The sequence below is a fragment of the Rhizobium sp. 2YAF20 genome (assembly GCF_052114685.1).
Lineage (GTDB): Bacteria > Pseudomonadota > Alphaproteobacteria > Rhizobiales > Rhizobiaceae > Rhizobium.
In genome coordinates, this window is sequence record NZ_JBFRFF010000015.1 from 115,176 (window position 1) to 129,938 (window position 14,763).

Here is a 14,763-nt window from a genome sequence, read left to right on the forward strand (position 1 = left end):
CTCCCAATGGGTGGTCTGCGCCTCCCAGCGCGACAACCACCGAAAAACGCCTCAGACGGCGCGCCCTCTCTATGCTACCGGGTGCATACATTTTGCTACCGGTAGCAAGCGTGCATAGCTATAAGATTCTTGCTAATAGAAATCAACCAATCATTTCGTCTTTCCAAAAAAATGGAATAAACGTTTCAAAAACGGAGAGGTTTCACGATGAAGCGAGCGACGGCGCAGAATGTGGCAATTGAGGCCGGCGTATCGAAGTGGACGGTCATCCGCGCGTTTACGCCGGGTGCATCCATCACGGAGGCAAGCAAGGCCAAGGTGCTGGAGGCGGCGGATCGGCTCAATTATCGGCCGAACCTTTTGGCGAGAAGCCTTGCTACCAATTCCACGCATCAGGTCGCGGTTCTCGTCGATGACTTTGCAAACCCGCACAAGCTTCCGTTTCTTGAAAGGCTGACCGCTGGACTGCAGGCTGAGGGGCTTGTGACGATGTTGATCAACATCAATCAGCACTACAACCACGTGCATGCCATATTGAATGCGGACCAGCGGCAGGTTGACGCGATCGTCCTGTTCGGCACGGCGTTCCGTGATGAGACCTTGACGGATAACAAGCTAGGGCGGGGCGGACCGCCGATGTTCGTGCTCGCCCGTGACAGCCAGATCGAAGGTGTCCCTGCGATCTCCTGCGATGCTGGCGTGGCGATTGCCGAGATCGGCGAGCATCTCTTGAAAAAGGGATATCGGAAACCGGGCTTTATGGCGGGGGCGCGCACGCTATCGACGGCGCTTGGCCGTCGGAGAAGCTTTAAGGAGTTCTGGCGAACGGCGCTCGGGGTCGAACTGGTGGAGATGTCGGCCGAACGCTACAGCGCAGAAGCCGGCGCCAAGGCGGCAAGAGACTATCTGTCACGGGTAGTGCCGCAAGACCGCATCGATGTTCTCATGTGCGAAAACGATGCTCTCGCTTTTGGAGCGATGGATGTCATTCGAAGCGAGTTCGGGTTGCGCGTCCCGGCCGATCTCGCCGTCGTCGGTTTTGACAATACCGCCGCTGCCGCATCGCCGGCCTATGACCTGACAACCTACGAGCAGCCCACCGACGAGATGGTGAAGGCTACGATTGACATGATCCTTGAAAGGGCGCCAAGGGAGACCGTTAATTTCCACGGCACGCTCGTGGTCAGGGGGTCCGCCTGACCAATGTAGCAAACTCGTGGAGGTCGAAGAAACCCGTCGCAACGCTTGCTCGTGAGATCGGTTCACGAGAAGGAAAGGCAAGGCAAAGGCGGCCGGGCGGCGCTCACGATCCAGTTGCCGGCAAACTGAAGAGTTCGATCGGCGTCGTAAACCCTTTCAGGTCATGTTCTCCGATGGAGACGGCCCTTTCCCTCACCTGATCGCGGAATGCGCCAGACATCAACATGGGATGATTGAGGTCGCTGCAGACGCCCTGGATGCGGCTGAGAAGATTGACGTCCGGGCCGATGACGGTGAAGTCGAGGCGGCGACCGGAGCCGATATTGCCATAGCTGACCGCGCCGTAGTGCAACGCGATCCCGGCCTGCAGACGGGCGTCCGGAAATGCAAGATCAGCCATCCGTCGATGGATGGTGGTCGCAGCCTCCAGCGCGGCATTGCTGGCTTGCTCGGCGTCGTAGCCGGGAAAGCATGCAAGCACGGCATCACCCATGAACTTCAGCACCTCGCCGCCCTTAAGGACGACTGCCGGGACGACCGCGTCGAAATAGGCGTTGAGCAGCTCGAGCACGCGCTCGCTCGGCAGCCGGTTCGACAGTTCGGTGAAGCCGCGCAGATCGCAAAGCAGAAGCGCTGCCTGCATTGTCTCGATCTCGCCTTTGCGGATGTTGCCGGCGAGAATGCGCTGCGCCGTCATCGGACCGACATAGGTGTCGAGCAGACTGAGCTCGATCTGGCGCAAGGTCCTCAGTTCGCAGGCATTGCGCAGAGGCGGTATGATCCGCTCGATGACGAGCTTTTCTGACGGGGTGAACCCGCCGGGGCGGGTCGTGGCGAAAGTCGCAAGGCTCACCGGTCCATCGCCATTACACAGCGGCACGATCATCAGTTCGACCAGCGAACGCCCGACGAAGATGTCGAGATGGTCCCAGCCGCCATGCGGGTCGTGGCTGCTGGCAACAACGGTCTGGCGGGTGACCATGGCCTCGTGCAGGGCGCTTTTCATGAAGGGCGCTGCTGCGCCATGGTCGCGATCGTGGATCTCGATCGGCTCGCCGGGCGCGCCGGCAATGGTGCGGCCGATGATTTCGGGATGCAGGGTCATCAGGTGCAGCGTCAGCCGGTTGAGCGGCAGGCCGAGGCTTCGCAGCCGTCGGCCAAGACCGGAGATCAGGCCGGCCTCATCAAGTGCGTGGCATTCGTCGCCTGAGAGCCATTCGATCAGACCGAGCATGGCATTGGGGGAGATTGTGCCCGGGCGGTCGGCAATGGCGACATTGCGGATATCGGCCCCACCGATCGCGGCGGAGTGGAGGCTGGCGGATGTCATGATCGTTTCTCCTCGTTCGAGGCCGGGACCGGGCGCTCTAGTGAGCGCCGCCGCCGTCCACGTGGCCGGGTTTCTTCAATAGCAGGCTGGCGATGAGCGCGACGACCAGGGCCGCACCCAGAAGGTAGAAGGTGTCGCTGAAGGCCATGATATTCGCCTGCTTGCGGACCTGCAGGGAGACGGCGACGATAGCCTTGTGTGTGGCGGTGGCCTGGTCGGAGACGCCGTGGTTGATGAAGTAGGTGGTCAGCTGGGCGATGCGGGTGCGGGTCGCCTCCGCAAAGGTCGAGACCGAGTTGGTCAGGATGTTTGAGTGGAACTGCTCGCGCTTCGTCAAAAAGGTCTGCAGGATTGCGATGCCGACGGCGCCGCCAAGGTTGCGCATCATGTTGAACAGAGCAGAGGCGGACCCGGCATTTTCCTTTTCGATGCCGGATGTTGCTATGGCCGACAGCGGGGTGAAGCAGAGAGCCTGGCCGATCGCGCGCACGATGTTCGGCCAGAACAGCTGGTCGCTGGCATAGTTGCCGGTCATGTAGATGTTCATGAAGTTGCTGGCGGCAAAAAGCCCAAAGCCGACGACGATCATGATGCGGATGTCGATGCGCTTCATCAGTCGCGGAACCAGGGGGATCAGGAGCAGCTGCGGCAGGCCGGTCCAGGCCAGCACCATGCCGATCTGCTCGGAGTTGTAGCCCTGGATGCGCGTCAGGTAGATCGGCAGGATGAAGACGGAACCATAGAGCGCGATGCCGAGCAGGAAGTTGGCAAGGATGCCGAAGCCGAAGTTGCGGCGCACTAGCAGGCGCAGGTTCAAAAGCGGATGGGCGGCCCTCAGTTCGATGACGAGGAACAGCGTCAGAGAGACGGCGGCGATCACCGAAAGGCGAACGATGAAGGGCGAGCCGAACCAATCGTCCTTGTTGCCCTCTTCAAGCACGGTCTGCAGCGATGCAAGGCCGATTGCCATGGTGATGATGCCGGGCCAGTCACCCTTGGCCAGCAGACCAAGGTTCATCGGCGCGCGGTCGAGCGAGAACCACAGCATCCCGACCATCAGGGCGCCGGGAACAAGGTTTACGTAAAAGATGTACTGCCAGCCCCAGTTCTCGGTCAGGTAACCGCCAATGGTCGGGCCGATTGCCGGGGCAAAGGTGGCCGACAGGGCAAAGAGGGCAAGACCGATCGACTGCTTGGCCTTGGGCAATAGCGTGATGATAATCGTGAACGCCATCGGGATCAGTACGCCGCCGGAAGAGCCCTGGATAGCTCTGAGAACGATCATCTGCTGCAGGTTGGCGGCAAAGGCGCAGGCAACCGAGAAGATGAGAAACAGGATGGCGTTGGCCAGCAGATAGGTGCGAACCGAGAAGACGCGGGCAAGCCAGCCGCTTAACGGTATGACGACGATCTCGGCGATCAGATAGGACGTGGAGATCCAGCCGCCATCATCGGTCCCGGCGCCGATGGCGCCTTGGATGTCGGCAAGCGATGCATTGACGATCTGGATGTTCAGAACCGCCATGAAGGCGCCAAGCGTGGAGCCGATAACGGCAATCCACATCTTCACGCTGCTGCCGCTCTGCGTGTCGGCCGTGGCGGCGCGAGCGGCTTGGGGCGGGAAGGTCGGGCTTGCGGTCTGAAGGGTTGCCATGGCTGTTCTCCCAATGGTTTCGGTGGCGGCGCTCTGGTCGGTCAAGAAACTGTCTCACGACGCGGCGTTTCCGATAATCGGACAAAGGCGGGTAGGATCATCCAGCCTGACTGGACAATCCCTTGATCTGGCCCTTGGTCTGGCCCTTGGTCTCGCCTTCGGCAGCTGCCGAGGCCTTCGGATCGCGATTGTTGGAGATCACGGCAGCCTTGGTGTCGATGTCGGGTTCGACCGACATGCCCGAGCGCAGCAGGCCGGCAAGGCTTGGATTATCAAGGGTGATCTTCACCGGAATTCGCTGGACGATCTTGGTGAAGTTGCCGGTGGCGTTGTCCGGCGGCAATAGCGAGAATTCCAGCCCGCTGGCCGGTGACAGGCTGTCGACATGACCTTTGATGGCGATATCCGGGAAACTGTCGACCTTGATGTCGACCGGTTGACCGGGGCGGACATAGGTCAGTTGTGTCTCCTTGAAGTTGGCAACGACATAGACCGCATCCAACGGAACGACAGCCATCAATTGGGTTCCTGACGTGACGAACTGGCCGATGCGGAGCGAACGGGCGCCAACTGTGCCATCAACCGGGGCGACGATCTCGGTATAGGATAGGTTGAGTTCGGCTTGATGGGCGGCAGCGGCGCTGCGGTCATGCTGAGCGACGGCTTGGTCGCGCTGGGTCTCGATGACGGCGACCTTCTTCTGTTCCGAGACAAGAGCGGCCTCGTCGCGCTTGAGTGCTGCTGCCGCCTGGTCGCGGGCTGAAACGGACTGCTCGGCACGCTGGGTGGTGCCGGCACCCGAGCGGATCAGGTTCTGGGAGCGTTCATTGTCCGCTTCCGCAAAAGCCAGAGATGCCTGGGTGGCGGCGATGGTGGCCGTGGCTTGATCGATCACCGATTGCTGCAGGGCGATCTGGGCATCGAGGTTGGTGACCGCGGCAGCCGCTGCCTTCACCTCCGCCTGTGCCTGGGTGAGGGCCGAGCGATAATCGCGGTCGTCGACGCGGGCAAGCACCTGACCGGCCGTGACACGGTCATTGTCCTTAACCAACACATCGCCGATGTAGCCTGAAATCTTCGGAGCGATCGTGGTGTAGTCGGCCTTGACGTAAGCGTCGTCGGTAGATTCGATGAAGCGGCCCGTCGTCCAGTAATGATAGCCGAAGTCCGCGCCAAAGGCGACGCCGCCGAGCAGTGCCGCGGCGATGATGGTGCGCTTGACGATCCTACGACCTGGCTTCTTTGCAGGTTCGCTAGCCGCGGCATCAATCGCCTCGGCTCCAGCAGGCGCTTCAACAACCTTTGCAATTTCCGCTTGTTTCGCAGTGCGGAACACGTCCTTGCGGGGTAGCTCGACCATTGTCCTTCTCCTTCGTCTGACCTCGCTTGGGAGGCCGGTGTTTCGATGACGGGAGAATGGCTCATGACAAGGATTGTGATAATCTGCGCATATTGGGAAGGATCATCAACTGAGAGCGGATAATGCGGAGGTATCATGGATAGGCTGACAAGCCTCACTGTCTTTGGTCGCGTGGTTGAATGCGGTGGTTTTTCGGCGGCGGCCCGAAGGCTCAACATGTCGGTCACCATGGTGGGCAACCATATACAATCATTGGAGGACAGGCTTGGCGTCCGGCTTTTGAACCGCACGACGCGCAAGGTAAGCCTGACTGAAACGGGCAAATTCTATTACGAGCGATCCAGCCAGATTCTCGCCGATCTGGAAGAGGCCGACGGTGCTGCGGGCGCCCTGACCTCTACGCCGCGCGGGACGCTAAAACTTTACACCAGCACCCACATTACCCGTTTCCTGTCGCCGGTCATTTCCGAATATCTCGACCTTTATCCTTCCGTGTCGATGGATCTCAATATCGGCGAGCGGATGATCGACCTCATCGAGGAAGGTTACGATCTGGCGATCCGCACGACGTTGCCGCCCGATTCCAGCCTCGTCGCACGGCGGCTGACACCGTGGCGGCATATCCTCGTTTGCTCACCGGGCTATCTCGAGACGCATCCGACACCGGCGGTTCCCGCTGATATCGCCACGCATAATTGCCTGCGCTACGCCTATTATCCCTATGGCGACGACTGGCGCTTCTTCACCGAGGCTGGCGAACAGGTCAGTATCAAGGTTGGCGGCAACATCGTTACCACCAGTGCCGATGTCCTGCGCTACATGGCGCTGAACGGCCAGGGCGTATTTCTTGCACCGAGCTTCGTAATAGCCGACGATCTCGCGGCCGGCACGCTTCAGCGCCTTCTGCCGGATTATAAGCCGGCCGAGTTCGCCATCAACGCGATCTATCCCAATCGGACGCATCTGCCGACGAAAACGCGCATCTTCATCGATCTTGTCGCCGAACGCTTTGCCGAACACCGCAAATGGATGGCCTAGCCGAGTAGAGGCCCGGGACCCTCGGCGATCGTAAGGTGCGCAATCACGCCGTCACGAAGCTTCGGATAGGCAAGCGCAGCAAGCATCGCGGTCAGCAACGCCGCCATCACCGTGCCGGTCGCCGCGTTGCGCAGGACGTTGTTCATCGGCGGTTTGCGGACGCGCACGGCGATGTGCTTGCGTTGCGCGTCCTGCTTTTCAAGTGGGCCAGGCTCAGTCAGCGAGACATGAAGTCGCAAATTGCAGCGGCAATCTCGACGGCATGGGTTTCCAGCGCAAAATGTCCCGTGTCAAAGAACCGAACATCCGCATCGGGAATGTCACGCTTGAACGCCTCGGCGCCAGGCGGCAGAAAGAACGGATCGTTCTTGCCCCACACCGCCAGAAATGGCGGCCTGTGCGTGCGGAAATAGCTCTGAAAGGCAGGGTAGAGTGCGACGTTGCTCTTATAATCTCCAAAGAGGTCGAGCTGAACTTCGGCAGCGCCTGGACGGGCAAGGTAGAAGTCGTCGAGTGACCGGCCGTCCGGGGAAACCATCGCCTCGTTACTCACGCCGTGGGTATATTGCCAGTGGGTGGCCTCGGGAGCGAGGAAGGCCCGCAATGCATCCCGATTTTCCTTTGAGGGATCTTGCCAATAGGCTCTGATCGGGTTCCATCCGTCGCTCAAACCCTCTTCATAAGCGTTGCCGTTCTGCGAGATGATCCCCGCGATGCGCTCAGGATGCCGCATCGCCAGCCGAAAACCGGTCGGTGCACCATAGTCGAAGACGTAGAGCGCAAAACGCTTGAGGTCGATGACCTCCGTGAAACGCTCTATCACGCCGGCAATGTTGTCGAACGTATAGGTGAATTTGTCCCGACCAGGCATGTCCGACTGACCAAAGCCTGGCAGGTCAGGCGCGACGATGTGGAAGCGGTCCGCCAGAAGAGGGATCAGATCGCGAAACATATGCCCCGCACTCGGAAATCCGTGCAGCAGAAGCAGGGTCGGCGCGTCGGCGGGCCCAGCCTCGCGATAGAAGATCTTGAAGCCGTCGACATTGGCCGTCAGATATTTGGTGGATGTCATTGGATTTCTCCTGTGTGAGGTTCGTAACCGTTCCGACTATGACAAGACGGTTATCTACCAGTTCAACGTAACCTGTCAATATACTTTTAAAGGGTTACGCAAGATTGTAGATCGATCCATCAGGCAGCGACCCCGCCGAGTGCCTCCGGCGCACGTAGAGAACCAGGGCGCAGCAAATCAGGCCGCAGCCCAGCAATGGTATGAAGGGTGATGTCAGGGGCGCGACCGCGAATATCGCAAGCGCTACAGGCGATCGGCGGCGCGCAAGCAGGCGGGCCCTGTCGGGCATCATGCTCGAATCCGTCTGCGCCATTATTTCCCGCTCGAAGACCAGGTAGGCTGTATCGACCAACAGAAAAATCGCCGCATAAACGGTCACCGGTGCCGCCGCCGATTGCGAACGCGTCATCCAGGCAGTGGCAAACGGGAGCAGCGAAACGACAAAGAGATGCGCGAAGTTGATCCAGATCAAGCGGGGCGTCGCATGCCGTACAAACCGCAGGAGGTGATGGTGGTTTATCCAGATGATCGCGATAAAGAGGTAGCCGGCCGCATAGCCAATCGCCGTCGGCCAGAGCGGCAACAGAGATGGGAAATTAGCATCGTCCGGAGCTTTAAGCTCCAGGACCATGATGGTGATAGTCACCGCCATCACGGCATCTGAGAATGCCGCGAGCCGATCTGTCGCTATTCTTTGCTCATTCATCCCGAGCCTCCCCTTGCGATTGCTGTCGACCGACGTCACGTATTGCTTCGTTGATGATGTCGACGACAAGGGCGGGCGCTGTGATGCCTGGCGTATGATCGACCGGATGCGCCCGCAGGCGGGCTTCGTGCGCTCAGCCATGAAGCGCTGCGTTTCAGCGACGATCATGCGATCGTCTTCGGCCAGTAGATACCAGCTCGGCAGGCTCCGCCACGAGGGTACCCCGACAGGAGTAGTGATGCAAGGAATGGCAATCGGACGCTGGACCGCCGCCAGCACCCCTTGCGTTTCCGGCAGCGCGTTTTGGGCAAATGCATCGGCGAACGCGTCTTCGGGGAGCCAGGTGAGGGCGTTTTCATCAGGACCAAGCTTGGGTGCTTTCGGATGCGGTTCGCCACGGTAAAAGACATCGGCGACCGTCTCGCCTTCGCCAGGGGCAAGGGCTGCCACATAGACAGCGCCTTGATTTTTTCGCAGCGCGTTTCCCCGATCACACTGCACCCGCATAGGCGTGACCGACCAGCACGACAGGGGCATCGATCCGCGCAATTGTTCGACCAACTGCCGCACGTTGTCGGCCAGCGATGTCAGAGGCATCGGCGCTGCCACCGCTTTGATCCCTTGAGCTTTAAGCGACGCAATGACGCTTCCCCAACTTGATCCAACAGCCCACGCGCCGTGCACAAGCACCACAGTCGTATCATCCGAACGCATCTTCTCTCTCCTTGATCGTTGCGAATAGTAACCACTTGGTTGGCCGATGAGAGGTTAGGTAAGAAGAAAGTAACTTGTCAATTGGCTTTAGAGAGGTTACTTGTGCTGAAACGAAAGCACGAGCCACCTCGAAGAGGACCAGCCATGAAGCATCGTCACCCGCCGGCAATTTTCATCGCCGACAGTCTCGGGCTCGATTTCCTGAACTCGGTTGCCACGCCGGTCGATGCCCCGGTTGACTGGATCGACAGCGGTGACGGTCTGATAGATTGGCTGGCTCAGGCAAAGCTCGTTCCTGCCGAGATCTTGGCTGAGATCGAGGCAAGCGCGATGCCCGGTGAGTTGGACAAGATTGCCGATCAGGCCCGAAATCTCCGCGAATGGTTTCGAGGGTTCGTTCGCGACCGGAAGGGAGCCGTGTTATCCGCCGCCGATTTGAACGCGTTAGCGCCGCTTAATGGGCTTCTGCATCGCGATGAGGCTTTTACGATGATCATGGCGGACGACGGAGGGCGTGGCCTCAAGACAAAGCGTTCCCGCCGTTGGCGGTCGCCAGAAACTTTGCTTTTGCCGATCGGGGAGTCGCTGGCGAAATTTGTCTGCGAAGAAGACTTTGCTGATGTGAAGGCATGCGAGGGGCAGGCATGCACGCTCATATTCGTTGATCATACGCGGCAGAAATCAAGGCGCTGGTGCAGCATGGCGCTCTGTGGAAATAGAGCAAAACAAGCCGCGCATCGCTCGCGGTTGAAAGAGGGCTGATACTGAGTTCGTTGCTCCTCGACCGGCCGAAGAATCCAGGGATGGATTGTGAATACCCCGAAGCCCAAACCCTGACCCGATGGCCCTCTAACATGTCCACCCGGTGACGACGGGCTCGCCACGAGACGTCACTTCTCGCAACATTTCTCAACATCAAAGCACCCACCGCAATATCGGATGCGCTATTTTTGGCATGAACTTCACGCAACTGCCCAAACCCGCCTACTCCCCTCCAACTATAGCATTGCCGCAGGCCATGGCGCTGCAGATCGGGCTCCCTCATGCCCTGGTCTTAGCCCAGATATGAAATCTGCAAGGAGACGATAAATATGAAATGTTTGCTCACTTCCGCGTTGCTCGCGCTGGTTTCAACCTCCGCGCTCGCCGCTGATCTGACCCAATACTCTGTTGCGGCTCCAGCGTTCACTTGGTCCGGCCCCTATCTTGGTGTTCACGGTGGTGGAGCAATCGCGAGGGGTGACTTCGGCTTCAGCCGGGAAAATCAGTCCGAAGACTTCAAGGGCGGTATTTTCGGTGGCTTCGCGGGCTATAATTATCAGTTCGGCAGCGTCGTTGCAGGCGTCGAGACCAATGTCGACTATAACTGGAACGACAAGGCTGTGGCGAATGCGTCGAGTGTCGGCACCGATTGGTCTGGCGCTGTCCGCGCAAGGCTCGGCTATGCCTTCGACAACATATTGTTTTACGGCGCGGGCGGAGCGACTGCCACACGCGGGTTCGCCGAGGTGCCCGGTTCCGGCGACGGCAAAGCGGTCTTTGCTGGCTGGACGGTCGGTACTGGCGTCGACTACGCGTTCGCCAACAACATCTTCGGTCGCGCCGAATACCGTTACAGTGATTTCGGCAGCAAGGAGCTGGAGGGCGTAAAAAGTGACTTCACCCAGCAGACAGTAAATCTAGGGGTCGGTTTGAAATTCTAAATTCAGGCGTGTCCAAGGTTTTGTTCGATGCCCTGCTCAATTGGCGGGGCATCTTCTTTGGTCCTTGCCTGTTCTCATGGCCAGCGAGGAAGCAGGACGGCGTCTGACACAGAAGCGCGACCTCCGCTGCTGCCGTGCCCTCAGAGCGGGAGGATCGTCGACGATGGTGGCGGTTCAGGCATCGTGCAGAGTTTGCCATATTCGTTGCATCATTTGGAAAACTGAACCTTTGCATGTTCTCGCCCGTTGATGTGACAGAGGTGCAACATGGCAGACTTCGTCAAATGGCGCTCATCCGTGGTTCTCCACCTGAGGGCGGGATGCAGTGAAAGGCAGGCGATAACAAATACCCGCGAGGCGGCCCATTGCCTGTTGGTGCACTGGCCGGACTGTCGAGGCGATGCCTATCACAGGGCAGTGCGGATGTGCGGGCTGGTGCTTTGCGGCCTCGTTGCGCCGGAGGTTGCTCGCATAGCCTTCCTCGAAGCGGCTGAGGAGTCGGCAATCTTCGCGCTTTGACTGGCCATTCCCGGCAAAGGCCGGCGCCCGAGCGGTAGGATGTTCCGCTCGGAGGTCGGCCAGCCGTCATCCTTCTCGCGCTGAATGGTCTTCAATTAATACCGATCGTGCACGACACCCATGATTTCTCCCCTCCGGGACACGCTCACAAGCAGGTCATCGCCGTCCCGCGATGCTCTGACCAGATACCGTTCCCCCACGTCCTTCACGTCCCCGACCCTATAGCCGCGTCGCTCAAGGAGACGTATGACGTCATCGGGACCGAAGGTGTTCCGGCGTTCTCCCCATCTGTTGGGCGAGTCATGGCGGCGGTTCCAATCCTGAAGAAAATTGGACTCTGTCGCGCCCTCGTCAAAGGCGGCATCCGGGGACTGATCGTTGTAAATAACGACTTGAGCAACGGCGGGAATGACGAGACCCATCGTAGCAGCCGCGGCCATACCCAAGGCGATGATGGTAACCTTCATTGACATATCCTTTGCGAATTGTATTCAATTTGGGAGTGATCAACCAGGTCCCAAGCCGGCCCGCGTCGGCTTGGCCGTGCCCGCTGGCCATCTGGCTATCGTGCTGCACCCGGCCCGCCAACTATACGCGCCGGTCTTTTGCCGTGTGTTCTCTTTTGTTGCGAGACTTGCCGCAGTGGCGCTGGGATTTCATCGACGCGGTCGCTTCTGCCATCGTCAGTGATACGCAATTTTTCCCGCGATCGCAGTGACCAGCGACCGACGCCGGGCCAGTCGGGGGTGGAATTTCCGGGATCACTGAAGATCAGACCCAGCCGGTTTTACAAGTTGCGGCGGATTTCACGAACACCCTGGCCGAGCCTGCGGCGCAGCAGAGCGCGTAGGGTCACGCCTTCGGCATAGCCGACTTCGGCGGCGATCTGGTCGACGCTGGCTTGGCTGGTCTTCAGCAGGTGGACGGCGTGCTCTATCCGCAGGTCCTGGAAGTAGGCGAGCGGCGATTTGCCCAGCACGCGCTGCATCCGGCGTGCCAGTGTGCGCTTGCTGGTCGCAAGCGACGTTGCGGCCTGGTCGAGCGAGAAGCCCTCGGCCAGACGCAGCCGCGCCCAAAGCTCGAACTTCTGCACCAGCGGATCGGCGTGAACCAGATGGTCGGGGATCGTATATGCCGCCTGTGAGCTGCGCGCATCCGCCACCAGATACTTCGCGGTGATGCGGGCGAGCTCAGGGCTTGCATGCCGGATCAGGCTCAGCGCCAGGTCGAGATGGCTAAGTGCCGCCCCCGCGGTGACCATCGCGTTGGACTCGACGACAATTCGCGTTTCGTCGAGCCGCACCCGCGGATAGCGCTGCCGGAACAGCGGCGCCAGCCACCAGTTGGTGGTTGCCTCCTCGCCGTCGAGTAGGCCCGCTTCCGCCAGCACGAAGGTGCCGACGCAGGCGGTTGCCGTCAGCGCGCCTCGCTCCGACCATTTGCGTAGCACCGCGCCGGCCTCGCGCTCCTCGCCGCCGGCCAGCGCCTGCAGCAGCGGCTCCGGCTTAATGTAGCTGATAGCCGGCATCACCACCGCGTCCGGTGTCTCTGAGCGCGCCGCGGACGAGACCGCAATGCTCAGGCCCTGCGCCGTCGTCACGGTCCTGCGCAGACCCACCATCTTCGTCTCGAAGTGCGGCGAGGTTATGCCGGTCATCTCCGCCAGCGTGTTGGCCATAGCGAAGGCATCGAGCACCGCGGCCATGCCGGTGTCGAACGCGCCGTTGAGAGCGAGGATGTGGATGCGCATGGCATTTACAATATCAAACATTACATTTTTGCCAATACGGCAGACACCGCAGGCATCGACCGTGATCGAGAATATGATTGGCTGAATTGGTATCAAAAATGGCAATCCTGCCAATACGGGTGCTATCGATCTACTTGTAGGGTTCCACTCGCATTGCGGTATTCGCAAGCCACTGTGGAGAAAAAAGATGATCAAATGTGGGCTATTCATCCGCCTTGAAGCCAAGCCGGGCAAAGAGCAGGCGGTCGCGGACTTTCTTACCGCCGGCCTTGAACTGACGAACCGGGAGGCGAGCACGCCGATCTGGTTCGCCCTCAAGCTCTCGCCGACCACGTTCGGCGTTTTCGACGCCTTTGCCAGCGAAAAGGATCGTCAGGCGCACCTTGCCGGCAACATGGCCCAGGCGCTGATGTCGCGGGTCGACGAGCTGCTGGCAAGCCCGCCGTCGGTAGAGCCCGTCGACATCTTGGGCATGAAGAATCGGCTGGATTGATGTCCTTGCGTCCCGGTCCGCCGGCGCACGACTTCGACCAGCGACCACCTCGGTTGGCCATCACCGACCGATGAATGCCCGCAATCTAGATGGTCACGCGAAACGACGGGCAAATTGAAACATCCAAGGAGGCTTACTTGTCCACGCTAGGAAAGAACTTTGCCATTGCCGCGATGGTTGCCATCAGTGGCACCGCGGCTCACGCCGAAACAAAGCCAGCGAAAGATATCGTCATTGTCCATGGTGCTTTGGTGGATGGCTCAGGCTGGCGGGCCGTCCACGACATCCTCACCGGCCATGGTTTTCATGTGACTGTCGTGCAGGAGCCGCTCACCGGTCTGGCCGAGGACGTCGAGGCCACCAAGCGCGTCATTGACCAGCAGACGGGTCCTGTCGTGCTGGTCGGTCACAGCTATGGTGGTTCCGTAATCACGGATGCAGGTGCCGACCCGAAGGTCAGCGCGCTCGTCTATGTGGCTGCACTCCAACCCGATGCCGGGGAAACCAGCGGGCAGCTTCTGTCGAAGTTCGCCGCGCCTAACGATGCCATGCGGGCGACCGCCACCCCGAAGAAGTTCTTCTTTATTCCGGCGGCCAGGTTCGCTCAGACCTATGCCGCGGATCTCCCGGCCGCGGACGCCCAATTCATGGCGGATTCGGAGCAGCAGCTGGCGGAGAAGGCCCTGGGAGAGCGTGTCTCCGTGGCCTCATGGCGCACCAAGCCCAGCTACGCCATCGTAACCAGCCAGGATCATGTCGTGAGCCCGGAACTTCAGCGCTGGATGTACCAACGCTCGGGCGCCAAGGTGACCGAAGTGGCCGCAAGCCACGCCGTCTTCGCCTCACAGCCGGCCGCCGTCGCCAGCGTGATCGAGGCTGCCGCGAAGTAGACGACTGCCCGGCGAACTTCAACGGATCATCCGGTCAGTCCACGAGCGCACATGCTTTGCTGTTTACCAACAAGCGAAGTATGTGCGCCTTGCCTTACCCACCGATCATGAGTTTGACGACTTCGTCGTGGTTTGTGTCCTTGATGTTTCGTTGTCCGGCGACGATGCCGCGGCGCAGGACGATGATGCGGTCTGAGACGGCGAAGATGTCCTGGAGATTGTGGGAGATGAAGACGACGCCGCGGCCCTGTGCTTTGAGCGATTTGATGAGGGCGACGACCTTGCGCTGTTCGGGGACGCCGAGGGCGGCGGTTGGTTCGTCCATGATGAGGAT

Annotated in this window: 15 protein-coding genes and 1 pseudogene; 7 read left to right on the forward strand and 9 right to left on the reverse strand. The window is 60.0% G+C overall.

All coding sequences use genetic code 11. From position 1 onward, the window contains the following. Window positions 1-207: 207 nt before the first annotated feature. The gene (locus AB4Z52_RS18445; RefSeq protein ID WP_442219364.1) at window positions 208-1,200 is read left to right on the forward strand and encodes a LacI family DNA-binding transcriptional regulator; all 993 of its coding nucleotides are present in this window, start codon (window positions 208-210) and stop codon (window positions 1,198-1,200) included. Window positions 1,201-1,303: 103 nt separating this feature from the next. On the opposite strand, the gene AB4Z52_RS18450 is transcribed toward AB4Z52_RS18445, so the two are convergent. From AB4Z52_RS18450 to AB4Z52_RS18460, 3 genes are all read right to left on the reverse strand, one after another. After that, complete coding sequence (locus AB4Z52_RS18450) at window positions 1,304-2,530, reverse strand: adenylate/guanylate cyclase domain-containing protein (protein WP_442219365.1); 1,227 nt, start codon at window positions 2,528-2,530, stop codon at window positions 1,304-1,306. A gap of 37 nt (window positions 2,531-2,567) precedes the next feature. Next, a complete protein-coding gene (locus AB4Z52_RS18455) occupies window positions 2,568-4,184 on the reverse strand; it encodes a DHA2 family efflux MFS transporter permease subunit (protein WP_442219366.1) in 1,617 nt (538 codons plus the stop codon). 97 nt (window positions 4,185-4,281) lie between these two features. Beyond that, complete coding sequence (locus AB4Z52_RS18460) at window positions 4,282-5,544, reverse strand: HlyD family secretion protein (RefSeq protein WP_442219367.1); 1,263 nt, start codon at window positions 5,542-5,544, stop codon at window positions 4,282-4,284. Between the two features lie 135 nt (window positions 5,545-5,679). Here AB4Z52_RS18460 and AB4Z52_RS18465 point away from each other — a divergent pair, with 135 nt between their 5' ends. Continuing rightward, entirely contained in the window at window positions 5,680-6,582 is a 903-nt protein-coding gene (locus AB4Z52_RS18465) for a LysR substrate-binding domain-containing protein (RefSeq protein WP_442219368.1), read from the forward strand. Here the strand turns inward: AB4Z52_RS18465 and AB4Z52_RS18470 are convergent. From AB4Z52_RS18470 to AB4Z52_RS18480, 3 genes are all read right to left on the reverse strand, one after another. Beyond that, complete coding sequence (locus tag AB4Z52_RS18470; protein WP_442219369.1) at window positions 6,579-6,749, reverse strand: hypothetical protein; 171 nt, start codon at window positions 6,747-6,749, stop codon at window positions 6,579-6,581. The two genes, AB4Z52_RS18465 and AB4Z52_RS18470, sit on opposite strands and share 4 nt — an antisense overlap. A gap of 50 nt (window positions 6,750-6,799) precedes the next feature. Further along, a complete protein-coding gene (locus AB4Z52_RS18475) occupies window positions 6,800-7,654 on the reverse strand; it encodes an alpha/beta fold hydrolase (protein WP_442219370.1) in 855 nt (284 codons plus the stop codon). A gap of 94 nt (window positions 7,655-7,748) precedes the next feature. Next, window positions 7,749-9,074 (reverse strand): TMEM175 family protein, encoded by a 1,326-nt coding sequence (locus tag AB4Z52_RS18480; RefSeq protein WP_442219371.1) that lies wholly within the window; start codon window positions 9,072-9,074, stop codon window positions 7,749-7,751. Between the two features lie 144 nt (window positions 9,075-9,218). Between AB4Z52_RS18480 and AB4Z52_RS18485 the strand changes: the two genes are divergently transcribed. From AB4Z52_RS18485 to AB4Z52_RS18495, 3 genes are all read left to right on the forward strand, one after another. Then, window positions 9,219-9,836, forward strand: coding sequence for a CGNR zinc finger domain-containing protein (locus tag AB4Z52_RS18485; RefSeq protein ID WP_442219384.1), 618 nt, complete (start codon window positions 9,219-9,221; stop codon window positions 9,834-9,836). 329 nt (window positions 9,837-10,165) lie between these two features. Next, window positions 10,166-10,777: an outer membrane protein gene (locus tag AB4Z52_RS18490; protein ID WP_442219372.1), complete on the forward strand. Its 612-nt coding sequence runs from the start codon at window positions 10,166-10,168 to the stop codon at window positions 10,775-10,777. Between the two features lie 267 nt (window positions 10,778-11,044). Next, the gene (locus tag AB4Z52_RS18495) at window positions 11,045-11,296 is read left to right on the forward strand and encodes a DUF982 domain-containing protein (RefSeq protein WP_442219373.1); all 252 of its coding nucleotides are present in this window, start codon (window positions 11,045-11,047) and stop codon (window positions 11,294-11,296) included. Between the two features lie 95 nt (window positions 11,297-11,391). Here AB4Z52_RS18495 and AB4Z52_RS18500 read toward each other — a convergent pair whose 3' ends face one another. Then, window positions 11,392-11,763, reverse strand: a complete 372-nt coding sequence (locus tag AB4Z52_RS18500) for a hypothetical protein (RefSeq protein ID WP_442219374.1) — start codon at window positions 11,761-11,763, stop codon at window positions 11,392-11,394. Between the two features lie 320 nt (window positions 11,764-12,083). Continuing rightward, window positions 12,084-13,067, reverse strand: coding sequence for a GlxA family transcriptional regulator (locus AB4Z52_RS18505; protein ID WP_442219375.1), 984 nt, complete (start codon window positions 13,065-13,067; stop codon window positions 12,084-12,086). 166 nt (window positions 13,068-13,233) lie between these two features. Here AB4Z52_RS18505 and AB4Z52_RS18510 point away from each other — a divergent pair, with 166 nt between their 5' ends. Both AB4Z52_RS18510 and AB4Z52_RS18515 read left to right on the forward strand, forming a co-directional pair. After that, window positions 13,234-13,539 carry a putative quinol monooxygenase gene (locus tag AB4Z52_RS18510; RefSeq protein ID WP_442219376.1) on the forward strand — a complete coding sequence of 102 codons (306 nt, stop codon included), beginning with the start codon at window positions 13,234-13,236 and terminating at the stop codon, window positions 13,537-13,539. 173 nt (window positions 13,540-13,712) lie between these two features. Beyond that, window positions 13,713-14,429 (forward strand): alpha/beta fold hydrolase, encoded by a 717-nt coding sequence (locus AB4Z52_RS18515; protein WP_442219385.1) that lies wholly within the window; start codon window positions 13,713-13,715, stop codon window positions 14,427-14,429. Between the two features lie 94 nt (window positions 14,430-14,523). On the opposite strand, the pseudogene AB4Z52_RS18520 reads toward AB4Z52_RS18515, so the two are convergent. Beyond that, window positions 14,524-14,763, reverse strand: a pseudogene (locus AB4Z52_RS18520) (sugar ABC transporter ATP-binding protein); the annotation flags it as partial.

What these genes read in the sequence shown, in the direction of transcription:
- AB4Z52_RS18495 (WP_442219373.1), top strand. Translation starts at nt 11,045, where the DNA reads ATGGCAGACTTCGTCAAATGGCGCTCATCCGTGGTTCTCCACCTGAGG.
- AB4Z52_RS18480 (WP_442219371.1), bottom strand. Translation starts at nt 9,074, where the DNA reads ATGCGTTCGGATGATACGACTGTGGTGCTTGTGCACGGCGCGTGGGCT.
- AB4Z52_RS18465 (WP_442219368.1), top strand. Translation starts at nt 5,680, where the DNA reads ATGGATAGGCTGACAAGCCTCACTGTCTTTGGTCGCGTGGTTGAATGC.
- AB4Z52_RS18490 (WP_442219372.1), top strand. Translation starts at nt 10,166, where the DNA reads ATGAAATGTTTGCTCACTTCCGCGTTGCTCGCGCTGGTTTCAACCTCC.
- AB4Z52_RS18510 (WP_442219376.1), top strand. Translation starts at nt 13,234, where the DNA reads ATGATCAAATGTGGGCTATTCATCCGCCTTGAAGCCAAGCCGGGCAAA.
- AB4Z52_RS18475 (WP_442219370.1), bottom strand. Translation starts at nt 7,654, where the DNA reads ATGACATCCACCAAATATCTGACGGCCAATGTCGACGGCTTCAAGATC.
- AB4Z52_RS18515 (WP_442219385.1), top strand. Translation starts at nt 13,713, where the DNA reads ATGGTTGCCATCAGTGGCACCGCGGCTCACGCCGAAACAAAGCCAGCG.
- AB4Z52_RS18505 (WP_442219375.1), bottom strand. Translation starts at nt 13,067, where the DNA reads ATGTTTGATATTGTAAATGCCATGCGCATCCACATCCTCGCTCTCAAC.
- AB4Z52_RS18450 (WP_442219365.1), bottom strand. Translation starts at nt 2,530, where the DNA reads ATGACATCCGCCAGCCTCCACTCCGCCGCGATCGGTGGGGCCGATATC.
- AB4Z52_RS18455 (WP_442219366.1), bottom strand. Translation starts at nt 4,184, where the DNA reads ATGGCAACCCTTCAGACCGCAAGCCCGACCTTCCCGCCCCAAGCCGCT.
- AB4Z52_RS18445 (WP_442219364.1), top strand. Translation starts at nt 208, where the DNA reads ATGAAGCGAGCGACGGCGCAGAATGTGGCAATTGAGGCCGGCGTATCG.
- AB4Z52_RS18460 (WP_442219367.1), bottom strand. Translation starts at nt 5,544, where the DNA reads ATGGTCGAGCTACCCCGCAAGGACGTGTTCCGCACTGCGAAACAAGCG.
- AB4Z52_RS18485 (WP_442219384.1), top strand. Translation starts at nt 9,219, where the DNA reads ATGAAGCATCGTCACCCGCCGGCAATTTTCATCGCCGACAGTCTCGGG.
- AB4Z52_RS18500 (WP_442219374.1), bottom strand. Translation starts at nt 11,763, where the DNA reads ATGAAGGTTACCATCATCGCCTTGGGTATGGCCGCGGCTGCTACGATG.